General features: G+C 71.5%; 20 protein-coding genes. 6 read left to right on the top strand and 14 right to left on the bottom strand.

Annotated elements, in window-relative coordinates:
• Position 1: 1 nt before the first annotated feature.
• Positions 2-895, bottom strand: coding sequence for a LysR family transcriptional regulator (locus tag ABIE45_RS05420; protein WP_192709631.1), 894 nt, complete (start codon positions 893-895; stop codon positions 2-4).
• Positions 896-997: 102 nt separating this feature from the next.
• Here ABIE45_RS05420 and ABIE45_RS05415 point away from each other — a divergent pair, with 102 nt between their 5' ends.
• Positions 998-1879: an NmrA/HSCARG family protein gene (locus tag ABIE45_RS05415; RefSeq protein WP_192709632.1), complete on the top strand. Its 882-nt coding sequence runs from the start codon at positions 998-1000 to the stop codon at positions 1877-1879.
• A 79-nt stretch (positions 1880-1958) separates the two neighbouring features.
• Here the strand turns inward: ABIE45_RS05415 and ABIE45_RS05410 are convergent, their stop codons facing one another.
• Positions 1959-2480, bottom strand: a complete 522-nt coding sequence (locus ABIE45_RS05410) for a DUF1993 domain-containing protein (RefSeq protein WP_192709633.1) — start codon at positions 2478-2480, stop codon at positions 1959-1961.
• 129 nt (positions 2481-2609) lie between these two features.
• Complete coding sequence (locus ABIE45_RS05405) at positions 2610-3224, bottom strand: NAD(P)H-dependent oxidoreductase (RefSeq protein ID WP_192709634.1); 615 nt, start codon at positions 3222-3224, stop codon at positions 2610-2612.
• 88 nt (positions 3225-3312) lie between these two features.
• Between ABIE45_RS05405 and ABIE45_RS05400 the strand changes: the two genes are divergently transcribed.
• The 3 genes from ABIE45_RS05400 to ABIE45_RS05390 all read left to right on the top strand — a co-directional run bounded on the left by ABIE45_RS05400 (position 3313) and on the right by ABIE45_RS05390 (position 4957).
• Positions 3313-3693 carry a helix-turn-helix domain-containing protein gene (locus tag ABIE45_RS05400; protein WP_192709635.1) on the top strand — a complete coding sequence of 127 codons (381 nt, stop codon included), beginning with the start codon at positions 3313-3315 and terminating at the stop codon, positions 3691-3693.
• Between the two features lie 102 nt (positions 3694-3795).
• On the top strand, positions 3796-4206 hold the full coding sequence (locus tag ABIE45_RS05395; protein WP_192709636.1) for a response regulator: 411 nt from the start codon (positions 3796-3798) through the stop codon (positions 4204-4206).
• 130 nt (positions 4207-4336) lie between these two features.
• The gene (locus ABIE45_RS05390; protein WP_192709637.1) at positions 4337-4957 is read left to right on the top strand and encodes a glutathione S-transferase N-terminal domain-containing protein; all 621 of its coding nucleotides are present in this window, start codon (positions 4337-4339) and stop codon (positions 4955-4957) included.
• A gap of 29 nt (positions 4958-4986) precedes the next feature.
• On the opposite strand, the gene ABIE45_RS05385 is transcribed toward ABIE45_RS05390, so the two are convergent.
• The 9 genes from ABIE45_RS05385 to ABIE45_RS05345 all read right to left on the bottom strand — a co-directional run bounded on the left by ABIE45_RS05385 (position 4987) and on the right by ABIE45_RS05345 (position 13589).
• Positions 4987-5745, bottom strand: coding sequence for an SDR family oxidoreductase (locus tag ABIE45_RS05385; protein ID WP_192709638.1), 759 nt, complete (start codon positions 5743-5745; stop codon positions 4987-4989).
• A gap of 15 nt (positions 5746-5760) precedes the next feature.
• On the bottom strand, positions 5761-6975 hold the full coding sequence (locus tag ABIE45_RS05380) for an ABC transporter substrate-binding protein (RefSeq protein ID WP_192709639.1): 1215 nt from the start codon (positions 6973-6975) through the stop codon (positions 5761-5763).
• A 133-nt stretch (positions 6976-7108) separates the two neighbouring features.
• On the bottom strand, positions 7109-7930 hold the full coding sequence (gene phnE / locus ABIE45_RS05375; protein WP_192709640.1) for a phosphonate ABC transporter, permease protein PhnE: 822 nt from the start codon (positions 7928-7930) through the stop codon (positions 7109-7111).
• Positions 7927-8733: a phosphonate ABC transporter, permease protein PhnE gene (phnE, locus tag ABIE45_RS05370; protein ID WP_192709641.1), complete on the bottom strand. Its 807-nt coding sequence runs from the start codon at positions 8731-8733 to the stop codon at positions 7927-7929. The genes phnE (ABIE45_RS05375) and phnE (ABIE45_RS05370) overlap by 4 nt, the downstream gene beginning before the upstream one ends.
• Positions 8730-9542, bottom strand: coding sequence for a phosphonate ABC transporter ATP-binding protein (phnC, locus tag ABIE45_RS05365; protein WP_192709642.1), 813 nt, complete (start codon positions 9540-9542; stop codon positions 8730-8732). Before phnC ends, phnE (ABIE45_RS05370) begins: the two co-directional genes overlap by 4 nt.
• The gene (gene phnD / locus ABIE45_RS05360; RefSeq protein WP_192709643.1) at positions 9542-10564 is read right to left on the bottom strand and encodes a phosphate/phosphite/phosphonate ABC transporter substrate-binding protein; all 1023 of its coding nucleotides are present in this window, start codon (positions 10562-10564) and stop codon (positions 9542-9544) included. The genes phnC and phnD overlap by 1 nt, the downstream gene beginning before the upstream one ends.
• A gap of 442 nt (positions 10565-11006) precedes the next feature.
• Positions 11007-12248, bottom strand: coding sequence for an iron uptake transporter deferrochelatase/peroxidase subunit (gene efeB, locus ABIE45_RS05355; protein WP_192709779.1), 1242 nt, complete (start codon positions 12246-12248; stop codon positions 11007-11009).
• Between the two features lie 78 nt (positions 12249-12326).
• The gene (gene efeO, locus ABIE45_RS05350) at positions 12327-13214 is read right to left on the bottom strand and encodes an iron uptake system protein EfeO (RefSeq protein ID WP_192709644.1); all 888 of its coding nucleotides are present in this window, start codon (positions 13212-13214) and stop codon (positions 12327-12329) included.
• A gap of 189 nt (positions 13215-13403) precedes the next feature.
• Positions 13404-13589 (bottom strand): hypothetical protein, encoded by a 186-nt coding sequence (locus ABIE45_RS05345; RefSeq protein ID WP_192709645.1) that lies wholly within the window; start codon positions 13587-13589, stop codon positions 13404-13406.
• A gap of 134 nt (positions 13590-13723) precedes the next feature.
• On the opposite strand from ABIE45_RS05345, the gene ABIE45_RS05340 reads away from it, so the two are divergent.
• Together ABIE45_RS05340 and ugpB are read left to right on the top strand one after the other, a co-directional pair.
• Positions 13724-16144: an ATP-binding protein gene (locus tag ABIE45_RS05340; RefSeq protein WP_373622184.1), complete on the top strand. Its 2421-nt coding sequence runs from the start codon at positions 13724-13726 to the stop codon at positions 16142-16144.
• On the top strand, positions 16141-17493 hold the full coding sequence (gene ugpB / locus ABIE45_RS05335) for a sn-glycerol-3-phosphate ABC transporter substrate-binding protein UgpB (protein WP_373622183.1): 1353 nt from the start codon (positions 16141-16143) through the stop codon (positions 17491-17493). Before ABIE45_RS05340 ends, ugpB begins: the two co-directional genes overlap by 4 nt.
• Positions 17494-17514: 21 nt before the next feature.
• Here the strand turns inward: ugpB and ABIE45_RS05330 are convergent, their stop codons facing one another.
• Positions 17515-19152 (bottom strand): ABC transporter substrate-binding protein, encoded by a 1638-nt coding sequence (locus ABIE45_RS05330; RefSeq protein WP_192709646.1) that lies wholly within the window; start codon positions 19150-19152, stop codon positions 17515-17517.
• The gene (locus ABIE45_RS05325; RefSeq protein ID WP_192709782.1) at positions 19149-21497 is read right to left on the bottom strand and encodes a HAMP domain-containing sensor histidine kinase; all 2349 of its coding nucleotides are present in this window, start codon (positions 21495-21497) and stop codon (positions 19149-19151) included. The genes ABIE45_RS05330 and ABIE45_RS05325 overlap by 4 nt, the downstream gene beginning before the upstream one ends.
• Between the last annotated feature and the right edge of the window lie 29 nt (positions 21498-21526).

Genomic DNA, 21526 nt, shown 5'->3' with positions numbered 1-21526 from the left:
TTCAGCCTGTGATGAAGGTCGCCAGCTCCTCCGGCGTGCCGAGCGGGAACGCCGCCTTCAGGTGGTCGAGGAAGGCCGACACCCGCGCGCTCAGCAGCCGGCGCGATGGGTAGAGCGCCCAGAGCGCGATCTCCGGGCCGTCCGCATCGCCCCAATGCACCAGCGTGCCGGCCGCGAGATCGCGGCCGACCAGCGAGACCGGCAGGCAGGCGGCGCCGGCGCCCGCCCGGACCGCGTCGCGCACCATGATCAGCGAGGACAGGTGCAGGACCGGATCGACCGCGATGCGCACCCGGCCCGTCGGCCCCGTCACGGTCCAGGCGGTCACGGGATCGCTCCCGCCGCGCAGGACGGCCGGGACGGGAGCGCCGTCCACGCCGCGATCGAGACCCGGGCTCGCGACCACGACGAGCCGGTCGCGCAGGAAGATCCGCCCGACCAGACTGTCATCCGGGTCCGGATTGACCCGGATCACGAGGTCGTAGCCCTCCTCGACCATGTCGACGGCGCGATCCTCCGTCGTCACCTCGAGCCGGACCTCCGGAAACTGCCCGGCGAATCCGGCGGCGAGCCGGCCCATCGCGGTCTGCGAGAACAGCAGCGGGGCGCTGATCCTCAGGCGCCCCCGCGGGTTGCGTCCGCCCGCCGCGATCCCCGCAGCAACCTCCTCGAGCTCGGTCAGCAGGGCGCCGGAGCGTGCGTGGAGCACCCGCCCCTCCTCGGTGAGCGTCAGGATGCGCGTCCCGCGTTCCAGCAGGCGCAAGCCCAGGCTGCCCTCCAGCTCCGCGACCCGGCGGGACAGCGTGGCCTTCGGGCGTCCGGTGGCCCGGGCGGCGCGTCCGAACCCGCCGTGGCGGGCGACCAGGTTGAAATCGGCGAGGGCGAGGAGATCCATCCGTTCCACCAGCGAGACAGTGTATCCCAATATACCATCTATTGGCGCACGGGTGGATCACGCATCTTCGGGCTGTCCACGACATCAACCCGGAGTGATCCCATGACCATCCTCGTAACCGGCGCCACCGGCACGGTCGGTCGGCACGTCATCACGCAGCTCGTCCAGCAGGGGGCGGAGGTCCGAGCCCTCGTCCGCGATCCCGCCAAGGCCGATCTGCCGGCCGGCATCGCCGTCGTGCAGGGCGACCTGCTGGATGTCGACGCGCTGCGGAATGCCCTGTCGGGCGTCTCCACCCTGTTCCTGCTGAACGCGGTGGTGCCCGACGAGGTCTCGCAGGCGCTGATCGCGCTCAATCTCGCCCGGGAGGCCGGCATCGAGCGGATCGTCTACCTGTCGGTGATCCACAGCGACGTCTACGTGAACGTGCCGCACTTCGCCGGCAAGTTCGCCGTCGAGCGCATGATCGAGCGGATGGGCTTCGGCGCCACCATCCTGCGCCCCGCCTACTTCTTCAGCAACGATCTGACGATCAAGGACGTGGTGCTGGGCCACGGCGTCTACCCGATGCCGGTCGGCAGCAAGGGTCTCGCGATGATCGACGTGCGGGACATCGGCGCGATCGCGGCCCGCGAACTCCTGCGCCGCGAGCAAGCCCCCGGGCCGCTCCCGCTCGACCGGATCAACCTCGTCGGTCCGGACACGCTGACCGGGGCGGATGTCGCGGCGATCTGGTCGGAGGTGCTGGGTCGCCCAGTCGCCTATGGCGGCGACGACACCGCCCGGTTCGAGCAGACTCTGCGGGCCTTCATGCCCGGCTGGATGGCCTTCGACATGCGCCTCATGGCCGAGCGCTTCCTCACCGACGGCATGCTGCCCGAGGCCGGCGACGTCGCGCGCCTGACCGAGCTACTCGGCCGGCCGCTGCGCAGCTACCGCGCCTTCGCGACCGAGACCGTGGTCGCAACAGGGGTCTCGGCCTGAGCGCCGGATGCCGATTCCAGACCGGGGCGTGCGGCCTCGGTCTTTTCGACCGTCACCGGGCCGGTCAATCCGGCCGGCGCTACGCGGAGGCGCCGTCGAAGGGGCCGAGATAGTCGCGCTTGCCGACCGGAACGCCCCTGTGCCGCAGGATGTCGTAGGCCGTGGTGACGTGGAAGAAGAAGTTCGGCAGCGCGAACTGGAGGACGTAGCGGTCGGCGGACAGCGTCTGCTGGAACGCACCGCCGCCGAAAGTGACCGCCTGCGTCTCGCGGCCCGCGAAGGCGTCGGGCGGCAGCGTGCCGAGATAGGCGATCGTGTCCGCACAGCGCGCCCGCAACTGGTCGAACGTGGTCTCCGCGTCCGCGAAGGACGGGGCCTGCGTGCCGGTGAGCCGCGCGCCGCCGAACTTCGCGGTGTCGGAGGCGCGCTGCACCTGGCCGGCCAGCGTCAGCATGTCGGGCGCGAGCCGCGCCTCGACATAGGATTCGGGCGCCGCGCCGGTTTCGGACGCGTGCGCCTCCGCCTTGTCGAGCAGGGTCGACAGGATCGTCAGCCCGCGCGTGAACACCGGGATCGAGGCGTCGTACAGGGTCAGGGGCATCGCGGACCTTTTCGAATGCGGGGCGTCTGGGCGGCGTCCCGAAGCGGCGCGCCGGTCATGCGGGAACGAGGCCGGTCCCGGCGTGCGGTTTGTCACACCGGCCGCGCGCCCACAGCACCAGCGTGCCCGTCAGGCGGCGAGCTGTCCGATGGCGTCGCGCGCCACCTCCATCGCGTGGGTCTTGGTCTGCTCGCCGGCCGCCAGACCCTCGACCAGCACGAATTCGGGCGCGATGCCCAGGAACCCGAAGACCGCGCGCAGGTAGCTCTGGGCGTGCTCCGCCGAGATCATCGCGGTGTCCGGACCATAGAAGCCGCCGCGGGCCAGCGCGACGATCACGCGCTTGCCCCGCATCAGGCCCTCCGGACCGCCCGCGCCGTACCTGAAGGTCCGGCCGGGCACGGCCAGGCGGTCGATCCAGGCCTTGAGCTGCGAGGGGATGCCGAAATTGTACATCGGGGCCCCGACCACCACGATGTCGGCGGCCAGGAACTCGTCGAGGAGCCGGTCGCTGGCGTCGCGCCGGGACTGCCCGGCCGCGTCGAGCGCGCCCGCCAAGGCCGCCCGGGGATGGGCGCTCGGCAGCGTCGCCAGCGTCAGGTGCGGCAGATCCGCCTCGGCGAGGTCGCGGTACGTGACCTCCGCCGCGACGCCCGCCGTCACCCTCCGGACGATCAGGGCCGACAGCTCGCGCGAGACCGAGCCAGCCCCGAGAATGCTGCTATCCACGTGCAGAAGTTTCATATCGGAACCCGGTTCCTGTTTGTGACCGGGCGATGATATGAGCTTGGCTGGGCGCCGCAAGACGGCACAGATTTGATACCGAGGTTACATGGATGTGACCGAGTCGACCGTCTCGCCGTCGTCAGATTGCCGCCGGGTCTCGCAGGTCCTGTCCCGTATCGGCGACAAGTGGAGCGTGCTCGTCATCATGCTGCTGCATCGCGGACCGCACCGTTTCAGCGCGCTGAAGCGCAGCATCGGCGGGATCTCGCAGCGGATGCTGACGCTGACCTTGCGGAACCTGGAGCGGGATGGCTTGGTGAGCCGCACCGTCACGCCGTCGATCCCGCCCCGGGTCGATTACGAGCTGACCGAGATGGGGCGCTCCCTGGCCGAGCCGGTGAAGGCGCTGGGGGCCTGGGCCTTCCAGCATCTCGACGCCATCGGCGCCGCGCAGACCCGGTACGACGACGGGCAGACCGGCGCCTGAGACGGCGACCGGACCGGTGCGCTTGCGCCGCCCGGCGTGCCGCCCGCTACCTCGCCCGATGCGCGGCCCGGATCTTTGATCTGGGTTGGGCTTTGTCTGGTGATGACCGACTCGCCTGCCCCCTCGACCCCTTACGCCCTCGTCGTCGACGATGATGGCCTCATCCGCATGGATGCGATGGATATGCTGGAGGATGCGGGGTTCCGGACCTTCGAGGCCAGCGACGGCGACACGGCGATCGCGCTGCTCGCTCAGAACCATACCCTGATCGTCCTGCTGTTCACCGACGTGCAGATGCCGGGCTCCCGCGACGGCTTCGCGGTCGCGCGGGAGACCGCCCGTCAGTGGCCGCACATCGCCATCGTGGTGGCGTCCGGTCAGGTCCAGCCGGGCCCGGATGACATGCCCGACGGGGCGCACTTCATCGGCAAGCCGTTCACGGCCGACATGGTGCACGATCATCTCAAGGAGATCCTGCCGGACGGCCAGAAGCCGGATCCGCTGCGCAACTAGGCTCGGATGGGGAATGCGGCGCGGCCGGTAGCCGGGCGGCTGGCGGTATCCCGTGCGATCCCTGCTTCTGCGGACCGGCCAGGGCCGGTACATGGGACCGACGATCCGGCGCCTGAGGGGATGGACCGCGATGATCGAGCTGTACGCCTGGAACACGCCCAACGGCCGCAAGATCAGCGTGGCCCTCGAGGAGATGGCGCTGCCCTACCGGGTCACGCCGGTGGACATCACCCAGGGCGCGCAACACGAGCCGGCCTTCCTGGCGATCAGCCCGAACAACCGGATCCCCGCCATCGTCGATCCCGACGGGCCAGACGGCGCGCCGATCTCGGTGTTCGAATCCGGTGCGATCCTGCTGTACCTCGCCGAGAAGACCGGCCGGTTCCTGCCGGAGGACCGGCGGCAACGCGTCGGCGCGCTGGAATGGCTGATGTGGCAGATGGGCGGCTTCGGGCCGATGCCCGGCCAGGTCCACCACTTCCTGACCGTCGATCCGGCGAACCGGGCCTACGGGCTGGAGCGCTACCAGAAGGAGACGCGGCGGCTCTACGGCGTCCTCGACCGCCGCCTGGCGCAGGTCGAGTTCGTGGCGGGCCCGCTCTCGGTGGCGGATTTCGCGATCCTCGGATGGGCCTGGCGGCACGAGCGCCATCAGGTCAGCCTCGACGCGTATCCGCACGTGCAGCGCTGGTACCAGACCCTGATGAGCCGCCCCGCCGTGCAGCGCGGTTTCGAGGTTTCCCTGAGCTGAGGCCGGCGCGGCCCCCTCATCGCGACCGCTCAGAGCTTCACACCTTCGAGATAGCCGCGGTTCCAGGTGGGGCTCATCAGGATCTCGTTGATGCACACGGAGGCCGGCAGGCGCGCGACGAACAGGATCGTCTCGGCGAGATCCTCCGCCTGCAGCATCCGCCCCTTGTCCTCCGCCGTCACCGGAACCGGCCGCTTGTCGAGGAGCGGCGTCGCGACCTCGCCGGGGCAGATGCAGCAGGACCGGATGCCGTGGCCGCATTCCTCCTGGTTCAGGCTCTCCGAGAGCGCCACCAGCCCGTGCTTGGCCGCCGAATAGGCCGGTCCGGTCAGCTTGGAGACGTAGCGGCCGGCCCAGGAGGAGACGTGGATGATCAGGCCGCTCCCCTGGGCGCGCATCGCCGGCAGCACCGCCCGCGACGCGTAGAACGGGCCGTTGAGGTTGGCGCCGACCACGGCGTCGATGCCGGCCGGCGTGATCGCGTCCCAGCCCCGCTGCGGCACGTTGAGGCCCGCCGCATTCACCAGCAGGTCGCAGCGCCGGTAGGCGGCCTCCACCGCCTCCCAGGCGCGCTGGACGTCGTCGGCCACGCGCATGTCGGCGGGGGCGACCAGTGCCTCCCCGCCCGCCTGGCGCACGAGCTCGGCGGTGTGCTCCAGGGCCTCCCGCCCCCGTCCGGTGAGCGCGAGCCGCAGCCCGGCCTTCGCCAGAGCCAGGGCGGCCGCCTGTCCGATGCCGGACCCGGCCCCCGTCACCCAGGCGACCTGTCCTCCGATGTCACGCAGCATGCCGGGCTCCCGTTTCTACAGCTTGCCGACGAGCGGGCAGCCCCCCTCGGCCAGGGGGCGGAAGGCCTGCTCGGCCGGGATCGTGTCGAGGAGCCGGTAGAGGTCCCACGGGCCCTTCGATTCCGAGGGCGCCTTCACCTCGAACAGGTACATCGGGTGCACCTTGCGCCCGTCCGCCCGGACCGTGCCCTTGCCGAACAGCGGGTCGTCCGTCGGGTTGGCCTTCATCCAGGCCATGGTCGCCTGCGGGTCCGTCGACTTCGTCGCCGCCACCGCCTTCAGGTAGTGCAGCAGCCCGGCATAGACGCCCGCATGGTTCATCGTCGGCATGCTGTTGCCGTTGCGCGGATAGAACCGCTCGGAGAAGGCCCGCGTCCCGGGGTTGAGATCCCAGTAGAACGATTCCGTGAGCACCAGCCCCTGCGCGGTCTGCAGCCCGATCGCGTGGACGTCGACGGCGTAGATCAGCAGCGCTGCGAGCTTCTGGCCGCTCTCGGTCAGCCCGAACTCGTGCGCCTGCTTGACCGCGTTGACCGTGTCGCCGCCGGCATTGGCCAGCCCCACCACCTTCGCCCCCGAGGCCTGGGCCTGCAGCAGGAATGAGGAGAAGTCGGTGGCGGGGAACGGGACCCGGGCGGCGCCCAGGACCCGCCCGCCGCCCTTGTCGATCACCGCGGTGGCCTCGTTCTGCAGCGAGAGGCCGAACGCGTAGTCGGCGGTGAGGAAGTACCACGCGTCGCCGCCGCGCTTGAGCATGGCGCCGGCCGTGCCGTGCGCCAGCGCGTAGGTGTCGTAAGTCCACTGGATCGTGTTCGGCGAGCATTGCCGGCCGGTCAGCTCCGTGGTCCCGGCGCCCGAATCGATGAAGACCTTGTTCTTCTCGCGCGTGACCTGGCTCACCGCCAGCGCGACCGAGGAGGTCGGCACGTCGAGGATCGCGTCGACGCCCTCGCGGTCGTACCACTGGCGGGCGACGGCGGCCCCGACATCGGGCTTGTTCTGGTGGTCGGCCGAGACGACCTCGACCTGCACGTCCGGGTTGGTCTTGGCGAAATCCTCGACCGCCATCTGCGCGGCGACGACGGAGCCCTTGCCGCCGGTATCCGCGTAGACGCCGGACATGTCGTTGAGGATTCCGACCTTGACGCGGATCGGCTCGGCGGAAGCCGGCCCGATCAGGGCGGCCAGATTGATCGCGGCCGAGAGAACGCAGCACCGGATCAGCGTCATGGCAGACATTCCTCCGAGGCGGATTTTTTATTTGCCGACAGGAGGGCATGGCTGGCATCCCAGCGTCAAGCACCGGTCCCGGCGGGATCCGGCGCTCGGCGTCGACGCGCCACGCGAACCTGTCGCCTTAGTCTCAGAGCATGCGGGCTCTCACGGTCGTGACCACGATCTCGGCCGCGATGACGGTGGCGAAGATGGCGGCGAGCACCACGGCCACCTGATCCCAGTAGAGCAGGTTGAGCGCCGTATCGAGCGCGACGCCGATGCCGCCGGCGCCGACCAGGCCGAGCACGGCCGATTCCCGGATGTTGATGTCCCAGCGGAACAGCGCGATCGACCAGAAGGCCGGCTTCACCTGCGGCCAGTAGCCGAGCAGCAGGGTCGAGAGCCGCCCGGCCCCGGCGGCCTGCAGCGCCTCGATCGAGCCGCGGTTCGCCTCCTCCAGCGCCTCGGCGAACAGCTTGCCGGTGAACCCGACGGAGCGCAGCGCGATCGCCAGCGTGCCGGCGAGCGGACCCGGGCCGAACACCGCCACGAACAGCAGCGCCCAGACCAGGGAATTCACCGAGCGGGAGGTCACGAAGACGAACTTCGCCAGCAGGTTCAGGGGCAGGCTGGGCGTCACGTTCCGCGCCGCCAGCAGCCCGATCGGCACCGCGATCCCGATCGCGATCAACGTGCCGAGCGTCGCGATGTGCAGCGTCTCGACCAGCGCCCGCAGCGTCGGGCCGACATAGCCGGCATCCATCGGCCACATCCGGCCGAACAGGTCGGCGAGCTGGTCGGGGGCGTCGTAGAGGAATTCCGGGATCACCTCGATCGTGCGCAGGCTCGTCACGAAGGCGGCCACCGCGAACAGCGTGAAGGCGAGCCGCGCGAGGCGCTTACCCAGGGAGAAGCGCTGCCAGCGGCGCGGGACCGGAGCGGCGGAGACGGTCGCGGCGGCGGCGCTCACTGGAACACCTTCCGCGCCCAGCCCGACACGATCTCGGCCACCATGATCAGCGCGACGATGACGATCAGGATCGCCAGCACGACGTCGTAGTCGAAGCGCTGATAGGCGGTGAACAGCGTCGCGCCGATGCCGCCGCCGCCCACGATCCCCACCATGGTCGAGTTCCGGAGGTTGGAATCAAGCTGGTAGGTGGCGAAGCCGATGAAGCGCGGCAGGACCTGCGGCTGCACGCCCATGATCAGCGTGGACAGGAAGCCCGCGCCGGTCGCCCGCACCGCCTCGACCTGCTTCAGGGAGATCTCCTCGATCGCCTCGGCGAACAGCTTCGCGATGAAGCCGACCGAGGCGACGATCAGCGCCATCACGCCGGCCAGCGCCCCGAAGCCGATCGCCTTCACGAACAGGATCGCCACGATGATCGGGTGGAACGAGCGGCACAGGGCGATCAGCGCCCGCATCGGCCACGTCACCCAGGGCGGCATCAGGTTGCGCGCCGCGAGGAAGCCGATCGGCAGGGCGACCGCGATGCCGACCACCGTGGCGATCACGGCGATCTGCAGGCTCTCGACGATGCCGGACTGGATCAGCTCCCAGCGCGAGAAGTTCGGCGGGAACATGCGGGCCAGGAACTGCCGGCCATGGCCGAGCCCGCTGGCGAGGCGCTCGGGCACGAAGCCGAGCTGGCTGGCGGCGTAGAGCGCGTAGACGGCGAGGAGCGCCCAGCCGATCCGCGCCGTCCAGTTCGGACGGAACGCGGCGCCGCGGGATGCGGCCGCGGGGGTTGGTCCGGCGGTGGCGCTCATTCGAGCCAGTTCTCGCCGCCGTAGATGCCGCGCAGGTCGCGCTCGCTCAGGCGGTCGGGCGGCCCGTCATAGACCACGTGGCCGCCCGACATGCCGACGATGCGCGCGGCGAAGCGCTGGGCGAGCGCCACGTTGTGGATGTTGACGACCACCGGCACGCCGCGCTCGGCCGCGAGCCGCGACAGGATCTCCATGATCTCGACGGAGCTCTTCGGGTCGAGGGAGGAGGTCGGCTCGTCGGCGAGCACGATCTCGGGCTCCTGCATGATCGCCCGGGCGATGCCGACGCGCTGGCGCTGGCCGCCCGAGAGGGCGTCGGCCCGGCGCGTGGCGAAGCCCGAGAGGCCGACCGCGTCGAGGAGGTCGAAGGCCCGGGCGATGTCGGCCTCGGGGAACCGCCGCAGCCACGCGCGCCAGACCGGCACGTAGCCGAGGCGCCCGCAGAGCAGGTTCTCCATCACGGTCAGGCGCTCGACGAGGTTGTACTCCTGGAACACCATCCCGATCCGGCGACGCGCCTGGCGCAAGCGGCGGCCGGAGAGTTGGGCGAGATCCTCGCCGCGGAACAGGATCTCCCCCGACGTCGGCTGCACGAGGCGGTTGATGCAGCGGATCAGGGTGCTCTTGCCGGTCCCCGACGGCCCGATGATCGCGGTGAGGCCGGTGCCCGGCACCACGAGGTCGATGCCCTTCAGGACCGGCTGGCCGGGCCGGTATTCCTTGGTGAGCCCGCGGATCACCAGGGCGCGCGGGTCGTCCGCCGGAACGACGGCGGATTGAGCGGCCTCGCGCAGCGCGGAGCCCGCCATCACTTCTGGCCTGCGCTTTCCGCCTTCTTGCGCGCCGCCTCGGCCTCCCGGGCGGCCTCCCGCTCGTAGGCAGCCTTGTTGTAGGGCGTGCCGGATTCCTCCGCGACCTTGCGGACGATCGCCCAATCCTTGAGGTAGGTGATCGGCGCGAAGCGGTCGTCGCCCTCGAAATCCTTCACCATGTCGGGCGGGAAGCGGAAATCGTAGAAGCACTGCTTCAGCTTCTCGGCGAGCTCCGGCTTGAGATCGTGGGCGTAGGCGAAGCCCGAGGTCGGGAATTTCTCGCTCGTGTAGATCACCCGGTAATCGTCGCCCTTGATCGTCCCGCGGGCGACCATCCGGTAGAACACGTCGGAGGCGACCGGGGCCGCGTCGTAATCGCCGGTGCCGACGCCGAGCGCCGACTTGTCGTGACCGCCGGAATAGATGAGCTTGTAATCCTCGCCCGGCTTCAGGCCCTGCTCGGGGAACAGCGCCTTCGGGGCGAGATTGCCGGAATTCGACGACGGGGCAGTGTGGGCGACCCGCTTGCCCTTGAGATCGGTGAGCGTTTTGTACGGGCTGTTTGCCTTCACCACGACGATGAGGTTGTAGCCCTCGGCGCCCTTCTCGGTGCCCTTGGCGGCGAACGGGATCGCGCCGGCCATGTTGACGGCGAAGCCCAGAGGGCCGGTCGAGAAGCCCGCGACCGTGAGCCGGCCGGAGCGCATCGCCTCGATCTCGGCCGAGTTCGACTGGACGGGGTAGTAGACGACCCGCTTGCCCGTGCACTGGCTCAGATAGGTGGTGAACGGCTTGAAGGAGTTCTCGTAGACCGCGGGATCCTCGACCGGCGTGTAGGCGAACACGATGACGCTGGGATCACGGGTCTTCGCCGGCACATCGGCGACGAGATCCTTGTTGGCGTCGCAATACGCGTCGTCGAGCTGGCCGCGATTGGGGCAGTCGTCGGCCTTAGCGGGCGACACCGAACCCAGTCCCCAGAGCAGCGCCAGGGCTGCACCGCATCGGGCGATTGTCACGCGGTTTCCTCCATGGGGAGCAAGGCCTTAAGGCCGCCCCACCGTGTTGCCGCTCGATCCGGGCCGAGCTTGAGCCGGCAACTTGTAGGCGGCGGCTTCCGGATTGCGCAAGGCCGCCGGCGCGGCGGTTCTTGAGGGATGGGGCGTGGTGACAGGTCCCGTCGATCCGCAGCGCGCCCGCCTCGCGGCATCGAACCGCGTTCCCCGGCGGCGGCGCGCCAGGATCGAGATCGCGACCCTCGATCAGGAATTCGCTTGGGCTGCCGGCCATGCCGTCATTCCGGGGCGCCGCAGACGAGCCCGGAATCCAGAACCACCGACGGAGCAAAGCATTGGCGCGTCGGCGGCTCTGGATCCCGGGCTCCGCTGCGCGGCCCCGGGATGACGGTGCGCAGGACCAACCCCGGGTGGCCAGGTCCACGCGAATCGGGACGCGATCAGCCTACGCCGCGGCGAGCAACCCTTCCCCCAGAAAGCTCCCGGGCCCCGCGACGCCCGGCAGGGCGAAGAAGTAGCCGCCGCCGACCGGGCGGATGTACTCCTCGAGGCCCTCGCCGGAGAGGCGGTTCTGGACGGTGATGAAGCCGGCCGCGAGGTCGGCCTGATAGCAGACGAACAGCAGGCCCATATCGAGCTGTCCGGCCGTGGTCAGCCCGCGGGAGTAATTGTAGCTGCGGCGGAGGATCAGGCTGCCCTCGGTGCCGGGGAGGCGCGGGTTGGCGAGGCGGATATGGGCGGCGAGCGAGATGGCCTCGCCGTCCGGATCGGCCGCGTAGTCAGGGGTGTCGCGCTCGTGGCCCTGCCGGAGCGGCGCGCCGCTGCCCTTGTGCCGGCCGATGATCGCCTCCTGCTCGCCGAGCGGCGTGCGGTCCCAGCGCTCGACGAGGGTGCGGATGATCCGCACCACCTGGTAGCTGCCCCCGACGGCCCAGGCCGGCTCGTCCTGCCCCGCCCCCACCCAGACGTAGCGGTCCATCAGCCGGGAATTCCGCACGTCGAGATTGGCGGTGCCGTCCTTGAAGCCCAGCATGTTGCGCACGGTGTCGGCCCCCATGGTCTTCACCACGTGGGGCGGCAGGAAACCCTCGATCTTCCAGCGCGGCGCGAGCAGGCCGGGCGTCGCCTTGATGACGTCGCGCAGGGCGTGGATGTTGGTCTCGGCCGTGTTCGAGCAGAACTGGATCAGCAGGTCGCCGTGACACTGGGCCGGGTCAAGGGCGTCGTTGGAGAAGCGCTCCATGGGCCCGAGATGGCGCGGGCGGGCGCGCGCCAGGCCGAACCGGTAGTCGAACAGGCTCGCGCCGACCGAGACGGTGGCGGTGAGGTTGTCCGGCAGGACGGTCGGACCCAGGATGCCGGAATTGCGCGGCGGCAGCTGCGGGTGGACATCGGGCACGGCGCCGCCCCGGGTCAGGAAGGCCAGGCGCTCGGTCAGCGTCCGGAACAGGTGGGGCAGCTCGCCCCGACGCTCGGCCAGCACGTCGAAGGCGACGTAGAGGGCGGCGGCCGGCTGCGGGGTGACGATCCCGGCCTGATGGGGCCCGTAGAAGGGTTGGGCGACGAGCGTGCCCTCGGTCGCCGGCGTGGGCGTCGCATCCTCGGCCCGGGCCGGACCGAGGAGCGCGGCCGCGCCGAGACCGCCGAGGAAACGGCGGCGGGTGGGGACCGGAGACGGAAAGCGCATCATCGCTCGACGAGATCTGTTCGTTCTGCCGCTTGTCGCCGCGAACAAAGACGACAGGACGGCACCTTGGCAATGGTTTCAGTCTAAGCCCAGCCGGCCGCGCAACGTCGACAGGTCTTCGGCGAGCAGCGTGATCGGCCCCTTGAGGGCGTTGCGGTCCCGGGCCGTGAGGTTGTCGTAGCTCTGGAAGGCGCCGTCCGGGCTGCGGTAGCGGGCAAGCAGGTCCTCAACCCGCTTGTAGCTGCGCTCGACCCGGGCCACGAAGTCCCGGTCCGCCAGGAGCGGACGCAGAAGCGTGAACACCACCTTCGAGCCCTCGATATTGGCCTGGAAGTCCCACAGGTCGGTGCGACTGTAGCGCTCCTCCTCGCCGCTGATCTTGGTGGCGGCGATCCCCTCGATCAGGGCCGAAGCGGCCCCGACCGCCTTGGCGGGCGGAATGGCCAGCGCCGCGATTCTGTCGCGCAGGGTCACGGTCTCGGCGGAGAGCCGCTCTGCGACCTCGCCGAGGCCCTCCGTGGTGCCGTGGGTGAAGAGCGCCATCTCCAGGCGGTGGAAGCCCACGAAGGCGGGATCGCGCTCGCGCAGCTCGAACTCGTCGCTGCGCACGTCGAGGCGCTTGATCAGCTCGGGAAACAGGGCCGCCACCGGCTCGATGCGCTCGTAGGGCGCGCGCGCCGGGGCGTAGAGCCGGCGCGCCTCCGCGAGCTGCCCGGCCTGGATCGCCGCGACGAAGCGCGCGGTCTCGCGCACGAAGGCGTCGGCCTGGGCGACGACGTAGGTCCTGTACGCGGCGAGGGCCGCGGCCAGCTCGGGCGCGATCGGCCGGGCCGGACGCGCGGGACGCGGGCTGTCCGGCTGCTCGAGGGACAAGGCCGGCCGCGCCTCGCCGAGACCGATCAGCATCGCCACGGCGACCGCCGCGACGCGGCGTCGGTCCCTGTCGAGGCGTGCAATCTCGGGCATGCGGGGCCGGAGGCGGATCTGGACGCGGAGCGCGGCGCGAACCGACCGCAGAGTCCGGCTAACCGAGGCCGCGCACCAGGGCAACCGTCGCGGGTCATGACAGCCGGCTCAGACGAGGAGCGGGATCAGGACGGCGACCACGACATTCGTCCCGACGAGGAGGACCAGAGGCAGGGCACCCATGGCCGGTCAGCCGATGCAGGCCAGCGCGCGGGCGCCGGGCGCGGCGGCCTTCGCCGGGCAGGCGCGGGAGACCATCGCGGAGGCCGGGGCATCGGCCGGCTGGGCGGTGACGGCCTGCGAGAGCATGGGCAGGTAGGTGGTGCCGGTCAGGATGCCGGCCGAGAGCAGCAGGCGGGCGATGACGTCGAGCATGGTGTTTCCCCTTTTTCGGTCTTCGAGGACCGTTGTGCGGGGCGGTGTCTACGGGTTCTGTGATGCGGGAATATTGCGTCCCGTGTTGCTTCAGTGCTCTCGGGAAGTCATCGCGCGGATGTCACAATAACCGAATGTGTCGTCGCGAGGTCGGCGGCGGAACGGGAGACCGCAACGGTGGCGGGGCGCGGGACACGGTGTGGGGCGCGATGATGCGCGGGTTCGGCACGTCCGGCATCGCGCGCCGCGTCCTCGTGGTCGGGGCGATCCCGATCCTGGTCGCCGCCGCGATCGCGCTCGGCGCCTGGATCCTGCTCCACGAGGCCGAGCGCGCCCGGGCCGGCGCCGTGGTGGCGACGGAGACGGCGCAGACGCTCGCGGCGATGAACCGGGCGCGGGCGGATGCCCTGAGCGGCAGCGTCGCGGGGCGGGACGGGGCCGAGCGCCGCTTCGACGAGCGCGCCGCGACGGCGACGGCGCAGCTCGAAAGGCTGGAGCGGCTCGCGCGGACGCGCGGCCAGGCCGCCCTCGTGGCGACCGTGACGGGCGACCTGACCTCGCAGGTGACGCGGATGCGCGCGCTCCTGCTCTCGGAGCGGGCAGCGACCGCGACCATCGCCGACATGGCCCGGCGGGCGGACGCCCTGGTGGCGCTGACCGACGTCGCGCGCCGGCGCCAGCAGCAGGACAACGCCCAGCTGATCGCCGTGCTCGCCGTCAAGGATGCCGAGCTGGAGCGGAACCAGGGCGTCGTCACCGCGCTGCGGGAGCTGCGCGAGGCGATCAGCACGGCGGAGCTGAACCGGGCGCGCATCGGCCGCCCGGTCTTCCCGATCGAGTTCGACGAACTCGCCGCGGATCTGCGGCAGCTCGATGCGGTGGGCGACCGGCTGCGCCGGGTCCTGCGCGTCGACGGCGAGGCCGGGGCGGCCGACCGGGCGACGGAGCTGCTGAAGGCCTATCGCGACCGGAGCCGGACCGAGGATGACCTCAACCGGGTGCTCTCGGAGGGGTTCGAGCTGACCCGCGCCACCCAGGCGGGCCGGGTCCTGGTCGAGTGGTGCGACCAGCTCGTCCAGGTGAACGTCGCCCGCCAGAGCCGGCTCTACGAGGAGGTCGCGCTCCTCATCCGCCACTCGGTCCTGTCGAACGAGGCCGAACTCTCCGCCCAGGACATCGCCCTCACGGCCCTGCGCCTCGCCCGGCGGACGGACGCGGCGCTGGCGGGCCGGGACACCGCCGAGGCGTCCCGGGTGCTGGCGGCGGGTGCGGACCTGTCCGGCACCTCCCGGACGCTGCTCATCCCGGTGAGCATCCGCGACGAGATGGCGGGCGCGATCGACGGCTGGCGCACGCAGCTCGCCGCGACGATCGAGAAGATCGGCGAGCAGAACGAGACCATCGCCGACATGGACCGGCGGGCCGCCACCATGAGCGCCAACGCCCAGACCCTGAGCCGGGCCTTCATCGACGACGCCGACCAGTTCGGCAGCGTGATCCGGCAGCTCCTGATCGTCGGGGCAATCGGGGCCCTGTGCCTCGGGATCGGCGCCGCCGCCGCGGTGGCGCGCTCGATCACCCGGCCGCTGCACGCCCTCCAGCACAGCATCGTCACCGCCGCCGGCGCGCCCACGCCGGAGGATATCGGCCGGGACGGCCACCTGCTCGCCCGGCGCGACGAGCTCGGCGACATCGCCCGGGCGACCAACGCGTTCCTGGAGCAGATCCGCCGCCGGGAGGCGGACCGGCGCAACGCGTCCCAGCGGGCCGACGACGCGCTCACGACCCTGCGGCAGGCCCAGGAGGACCTGATCCGGGCCGAGCGGCTCGCCTCGCTCGGCCAGCTCGTGGCGGGCGTCTCGCACGAGATCAGCACGCCGCTTGGCATCGCGTTGACCACGGCCACGCAGGTCCAGTCCGACTCGGCGGCCTTCGCGCGCCTGGTCGGGGAGAACCAGCTCTCCCGCTCGCGGCTGACCCAGTATGCCGGGCGGATGCAGGAGGGCGCGCAGCTCCTGACCAGCAACCTCATGCGGGCCGCCGACCTCCTCTACAGCTTCAAGCAGGTGGCGGCCGATCAGGCGATCGAGGACCGCCGGGCGCTGAACCTCGCAGACTGGATCGACGAGCTGCTGAAGAGCCTGCGGGCCCTGGCGCGGCCGGGCCGGCACGCCTTCGTGGTCGACTGCCCGCCCGACCTCGTCGTCGACACGCTCCCGGGCATCCTGGCGCAGATCGTGTCGAACGCCGTCAAGAACGCGATCGAGCACGGCTTCCGGGACCGGGAGGGCGGCCGCATCACCATCACGGCGCTGCGGACCGGGGGCGGGATCGACCTGTCCATCGCGGATGACGGGCGCGGCATCGACAGCGCCGATCTCGGCCGCGTGTTCGACCCGTTCTTCACCACGGCCCGCGCCCGCGGCGGGACGGGCCTCGGCCTGCACATCGTCCACAACCTCGTGGTGAACCGCCTCCAGGGGCGGGTCGAACTGCAGAGCAGCGCCGGCGCCGGCACGGTGCTGCGGCTGTGGCTTCCGGAGCGGCTGGCATGAGCAGAGCTATGCGGAACGCCCCGCGCGGCGGCCTCGTCCGCCTGGGGCTGCTGATCGCCGGCCTGCTTCTCGCGCTGCGCCCGCTCCCGGCCGCCGCCGTCACCGAGCTGCAGTTCTGGCACGCCCTCGACGGGCCGAACGGCGAGCTGGTGACCCGCCTCGCCGAGACCTTCAACGCGTCGCAAGCCGATTACCGGGTCGTCCCGGTCTACAAGGGCAGCTACGCCGAGACGATCAGCAGCGGCATCACGGCCTACCGCACCGGCGCGGCGCCGCACCTGCTCCAGGTCTTCGAGGTCGGCAACGGGACCATGGCGGCGGCCATCGGCGCCGTCAGGCCGGTCGCCACCGTGATGCGGGAGGCGGGGCTTTCGGCGACGCCGGAGGATTTCCTGCCGGTCGTCGCCACCAATTACCTGGCTTCCGAGGGTGGGATGCTGTCCCTGCCCTTCAACGTCTCCTCGACGGTGATGTGGATCAACCGGGACCGGTTCCGGCAGGCGGGCCTCGACGCCAACCATCTGCCGGCGACCTGGCCGGAGGTCTTCGAGGCCGCGCGGCGGCTCAAGGCGGCGGACGGCACGCGGTGCGCGCTGTCCTCGGCCTGGCCGACCTGGGTGCATCTTGAGCAGCTCTCCGTCTGGCACGACCGGCCGCTCGCGACCCGCTCCAACGGCCTGGACGGCTACGACGCCGAACTCGTCTTCAACGGCCCGCTCCAGGTCCGCCACCTGCAGAACCTCGTCGACCTGCACCGCGCGGGCGTGTTCGCGTACAACGACCGCGTCAACCGCGGGGAGGCCCGGTTCGTCTCGGGCGACTGCGCGATCTTCCTCACCTCGTCGAGCCTCTACGGGAAGGTCTCGACCGCGGCCCGGTTCGACTGGACGGTCGCGCCGATGCCCTTCTATCCCGACATCGTGCCGGAGCCGCAGAACGCGATCCTGGGCGGCGGCTCCCTCTACGTGATGCAGGGCAAGACGCCGGACGAGTACCGCGGCGTCGCCCGGTTCCTGGCCTTCCTGATGGAGGGACGCCAGCAGGCCGCGCTGTACCGGAACACCGGCTACATCCCCACGACGCGCGCCGCCTATGCCGACGCGGTGGCGGAGGGCTTCTTCGAGCGGCACCCGCAGCTCCACGTCGCCGTGCAGGAACTCACCCGGCGCCCGCCGACGCGCAACACCGCCGGCCTGCGCCTGGGCAACATGCTGCAGATCCGCGACCTGTGGGCCGAGGAGCTGGAGGCGGCGCTCAACGGCGCGAAGTCGCCGCAGCAGGCCCTCGACGACGCCGTGGCGCGGGGCAACCAGGTCCTGCGGGTCTTCCAGCAGCGGACCAAGAAGTGAGCGTGGTGGGCGGTCGCGCCGTCACCGGGGCGCGCGGAACCGCACCGTCTCGAACAGGTGGCGGCCGAGGGGATCCATCGTCAGGCCGAGCACGTCGTTGCGGATCGCCAGATGGACCTTGGTGTGCGCCAGGGGCACCCAGGGCATCGCCTTCCGGACGATGGCCTGGGCCTGGCGGTAAAGGGCCTGGCGCGTCTCGCGGTCGCCGGTGCGGCGGGCGGCCTCGACCAGCCGGTCGTAGGCCGGGTCACACCAGCGGGCGAGGTTGGCCCCGCCGGCCTGGGCGGCCTTGCAGCCGAGCAGGACGTTCAGGAAGTTGTCCGGATCGCCGTTGTCGCTCGTCCAGCCGTAGAGCATCAGGCTGGGCTCCCCGCCGTAGAGCGCGGCGCGGTACGCGTTCCAGGGGCGCGTGACCGGGCGCGCGCGGATACCGACCTGCGCGAGGTCGGCCTGGATCATGTCGGCGACACGCCGTCCGTTCGGGTTGTAGGGCCGGCTGACCGGCGGGTACCACAGGTCGGTCTCGAAGCCCTCGGCGAGCCCCGCTTCCGCCAGCAGGCGCAGGGCCCCGGCGCGGTCGAAGGGCGCGTCCGGCAGCTCGGCGTCGTGGGCCCAGATCCCCGGCGGCAGCGGCCCCTGCGCCAGGAGGCCGGCATCGCCGTAGACGCCCGCCACGATCGCCTGCCGGTCGATCGCCAGATTGACGGCGCGCCGCACCCGGACATCGTCGAAAGGCGCCTTCGTCGTGTTGAGCGCGAGATAGGCGACGTTGAGCTCGGCGAGTGCGAGCAGCGTCAGGCCCGGCTCGGCGCGGATCGCGTCGAGGTCCCCGGTCGCCGGGAACGCCATGGCGTGGCACTCCCCGGCCCGCAGCTTGGTCAGCCGCACCGCCGCATTCGGGGTGATCGCGAAGACGAGGCCGTCGGGGCGCTCCCCCGGTTCGCCGTCGTCCGCCGCGCGGCGCCAGTAATCCGGGAAGGCGCGATAGCGCAGGACCTGATCCGGCCGGTAGCCCTCGAACACGAACGGGCCGGTCCCGATCGGCGCCCGGGCGAGGTCGTCCGACGCGTTGCCGGCTGCGAGGGCCGCGGCGTACTCGGCCGACAGGATCGCCGCGAAGGCCTGGGCGATGTTGGCGAGGAACGTGGTGTCGGCCTCGCGCAGCCGGAAGCGGACGTGGCGCGGATCCGGCGCGTCAATGGCCTCGATCAGGTCGGCGAGACCGAGATCGTGGAAGTAGGTGAAGCCCGGCGCGGCGCCGTCGGGTCCGGCCCGGCGCTGCCGAGCGAAGGAGAACACCACGTCCTCGGCGTTCAGGGTGCGGGTCGGGGTGAAGCGCGCGTTGGCGTGGAAGCGCACGCCGTCCCGCAGGGCGAAGACGTAGGTCCGGCCGTCCTCCGAGACCGTCCAGGATTCGGCGAGGCCCGGGCGGATCGTCGTGGTGCCGGGCGCGAACTCCACCAGCGTGTTGTAGACCTGCCAGGCCGCGTTCATCGTGGTGGTGGTCGTCGCGCGGGCGGGATCGAAGCTCTCCGGGCTGCCCTCCGAGCAGAACACGAAGGTGCGGGCCGCCGCCGGGCCGGGGGCCAGCAGAAGCCCGGGGAGCAGGCCGGCCGCCAGGGCGAGGAGCCCGGCCCGGCCTCCCGCAGCCGGCCTCACGGTGTCCCGATCGCGGTGGGGAGCGCATGGGCGGCCGTTTCCGCGCGGCGAGCGGGAAACTCGACCTGCACCACCGTGCCCTGGCCGAGTTCGCTGGTGAGCGCGATGCGACCGCCGAGCTTGGCGGTGACGAGGTTGTGGACGATGTGCATGCCGAGCCCCGTGCTGCCGGCGCTGCGCGCCGTCGTGAAGAACGGATCGAAGATCCGGTCGAGGTGCTCCGGCGGGATGCCCTGGCCGGTGTCGCGGACCTCCATCCGCACGAGGCCGCCGTCCCGTTCCGACACGTCCACGGCGATCCGGCCCGGCTCGCCCGCGCGGAAGCCGTGCACGACCGCGTTGGCGATCAGGTTGGTCACGATCTGCGCCAGCACGCCGGGATTGGTGTCGATGACGAGGTCCTCCGGGCAGGCGCGCTCCACGATGTGGCCGCCCTTGCGCAGCATCGGCCGCAGGCTCGCCAGCAGGTCGTCGAGCCAGGTCGCCAGCACGACGCTGCGGCTCTCGTCGCTGACGCGGTCGACCGCAACCTGCTTGAAGCCCTGAACGAGGTCGGCGGCCCGGGTGAGGTTTGTGCAGAGCAGCGTGGCGCCCTCCTCGACCCGGTCGACGAAGTGGTTGAGCCGGGAGCGCGACAGCGTGCCGGCGGCGAGGCCCGTCCGGAAGGTCCGCGCCTCGTCGCTCATGAGTGTCCCGGTGGTCAGCGCGATGCCGAGCGGCGTGTTGATCTCGTGGGCGACCCCGGCCACGAGCTGCCCGAGGGAGGCGAGCTTCTCGGCCCGGACGAGATTGTCCTGGGTCCGGCGCAGCTCGACCAGGGCGACGTCGGCCTGATCCTTGGCCCGGCGCAGCGCCCCCTCCCGGCGCGTGATCTCGGAGACGAAGACGGCCGTGGCGCGGGCGATGTCGCCGAGCTCGTCCCGGCGGCCCGTGCCGCGCACGGCCGCGCCCGCCGGGTTGCCGGTCAGCATCACCATATCGCCCTGCAGGGCGCGCAGGGGCACCAGGATCGAGCGGGCGACGCAGATCACCACCAGGGCGCCGAACAGCAGCAGCCCGGCCGCGCCGGCGAGCAGGATCCGCTGGATGAAGATGCCGAACCGGTCGGCGTCGCCCACGAAGGCGTCGTTCAGGGCCTTGGCGCTGTCGATCATCGTCGCGGCGAGCCCGTCCATCGCGACGATCATGGCGTTCTGGCTGCGCAGGCCCCCGATGGTCGTGGTCAGGCGCGCCCGCCAGCCGTCGAGGGCCTGAATCATCTCCGCCTGGATCAGCGGCGAGATCGGCAAGGCGCCGGCGCTCCGGGCGAGGCGCTCGCCCTCGGCCAGCATCCGCTCGGCGAGGGCGGCGTCGCGGTGCAGCAGGGCGCCCGCCGTGCGCGGCCCGAGCTTGAGGGTGCCGATGGCGACGTTCTGCGTGGCCTGCTCGATCTCGTTGGCCTCCACCGAATAGGCCAGCAGCTGCGCCACCTCGTCGTGCAGGCTCTCCTGGCCGGAGGTCTCGATCTTCAGATTGCGCTCGATCCAGCCGGCGAGCTTGCCGCGGTCCGGGTTCTGCCCCGCGGCCTCGACGGTCAGCGCGTCGAGCGCCTCGGCCTCGGCCTCGCGGCCGTCGGCCCGCAGCGCCGCTGCCAGGTCGCTGCTGGCGGCGCGGAAGCGGGCCTGCCCGCGCTGGGCCTCGGACTCGGCGGCCGCGGGGCTGGCCGGGTCGGCGCCCTGGCCGGTGATCTGGCCGGTGATCTGGCCGGCGCTCTGGGCGACGCCTTGCGCGGCGATCACCGCGCTCTCGGCGGTGCGGACCCGCAGGGCGTTGAGGCGGGCGACGAGGCCGCGGGCGACCCGCAAGGCCTCGACCTTCTCGGCCAGCGAACGGGCGAGGTCGGCGTTCGAGGCCTGCTGCCGCAGGCGGGCCCGGTCGGTGAGGTCGATCAGGGTGTCGGCCCGCTGCGTCATCTCGCGGATCAGGCCGTCATTCTCCTGGGTGCGCCGGACGAAGGCCTCCATCTGGCTGCGGTAGCGGGCGAGCGCCGCCTCCACCGAGGCGATGCGGGCGCGCTGGGCGTCGATGCGGGCGAAGCCCGTGAGCCGGCCGAGGCCCGCTTCGGCCCGCGCCGTCAGCCCGGCGAAGCGCTCGGCGTAGGGCTGTCGGTCCTGCGCGTCCGCGGCGGCGTACTGGTCGCGGACCAAACGCGCGGTGGCGATGTCGTGGTACACGTCGGCGACCAGGACCGCCCCGCCCCGTGCGCGCTCCTCCTGGGCCAGGAGGAGCCAGCCGGCCATGGCGATCGCGCCGGCGGCGAGGATCGGCACGCCTCCGACCAGGGCGATCTTGGGTCCAACCCGCATCCGCGTCCCGACATAGGGGTCCGGCATCA

Origin of the sequence: Methylobacterium sp. OAE515, assembly GCF_041806315.1 — a bacterium.
GTDB classification, from domain to species: domain Bacteria; phylum Pseudomonadota; class Alphaproteobacteria; order Rhizobiales; family Beijerinckiaceae; genus Methylobacterium; species Methylobacterium tardum.
Note: the sequence above shows the minus strand (reverse complement) of the source record. Positions and strands in the feature narration are given on the sequence as shown.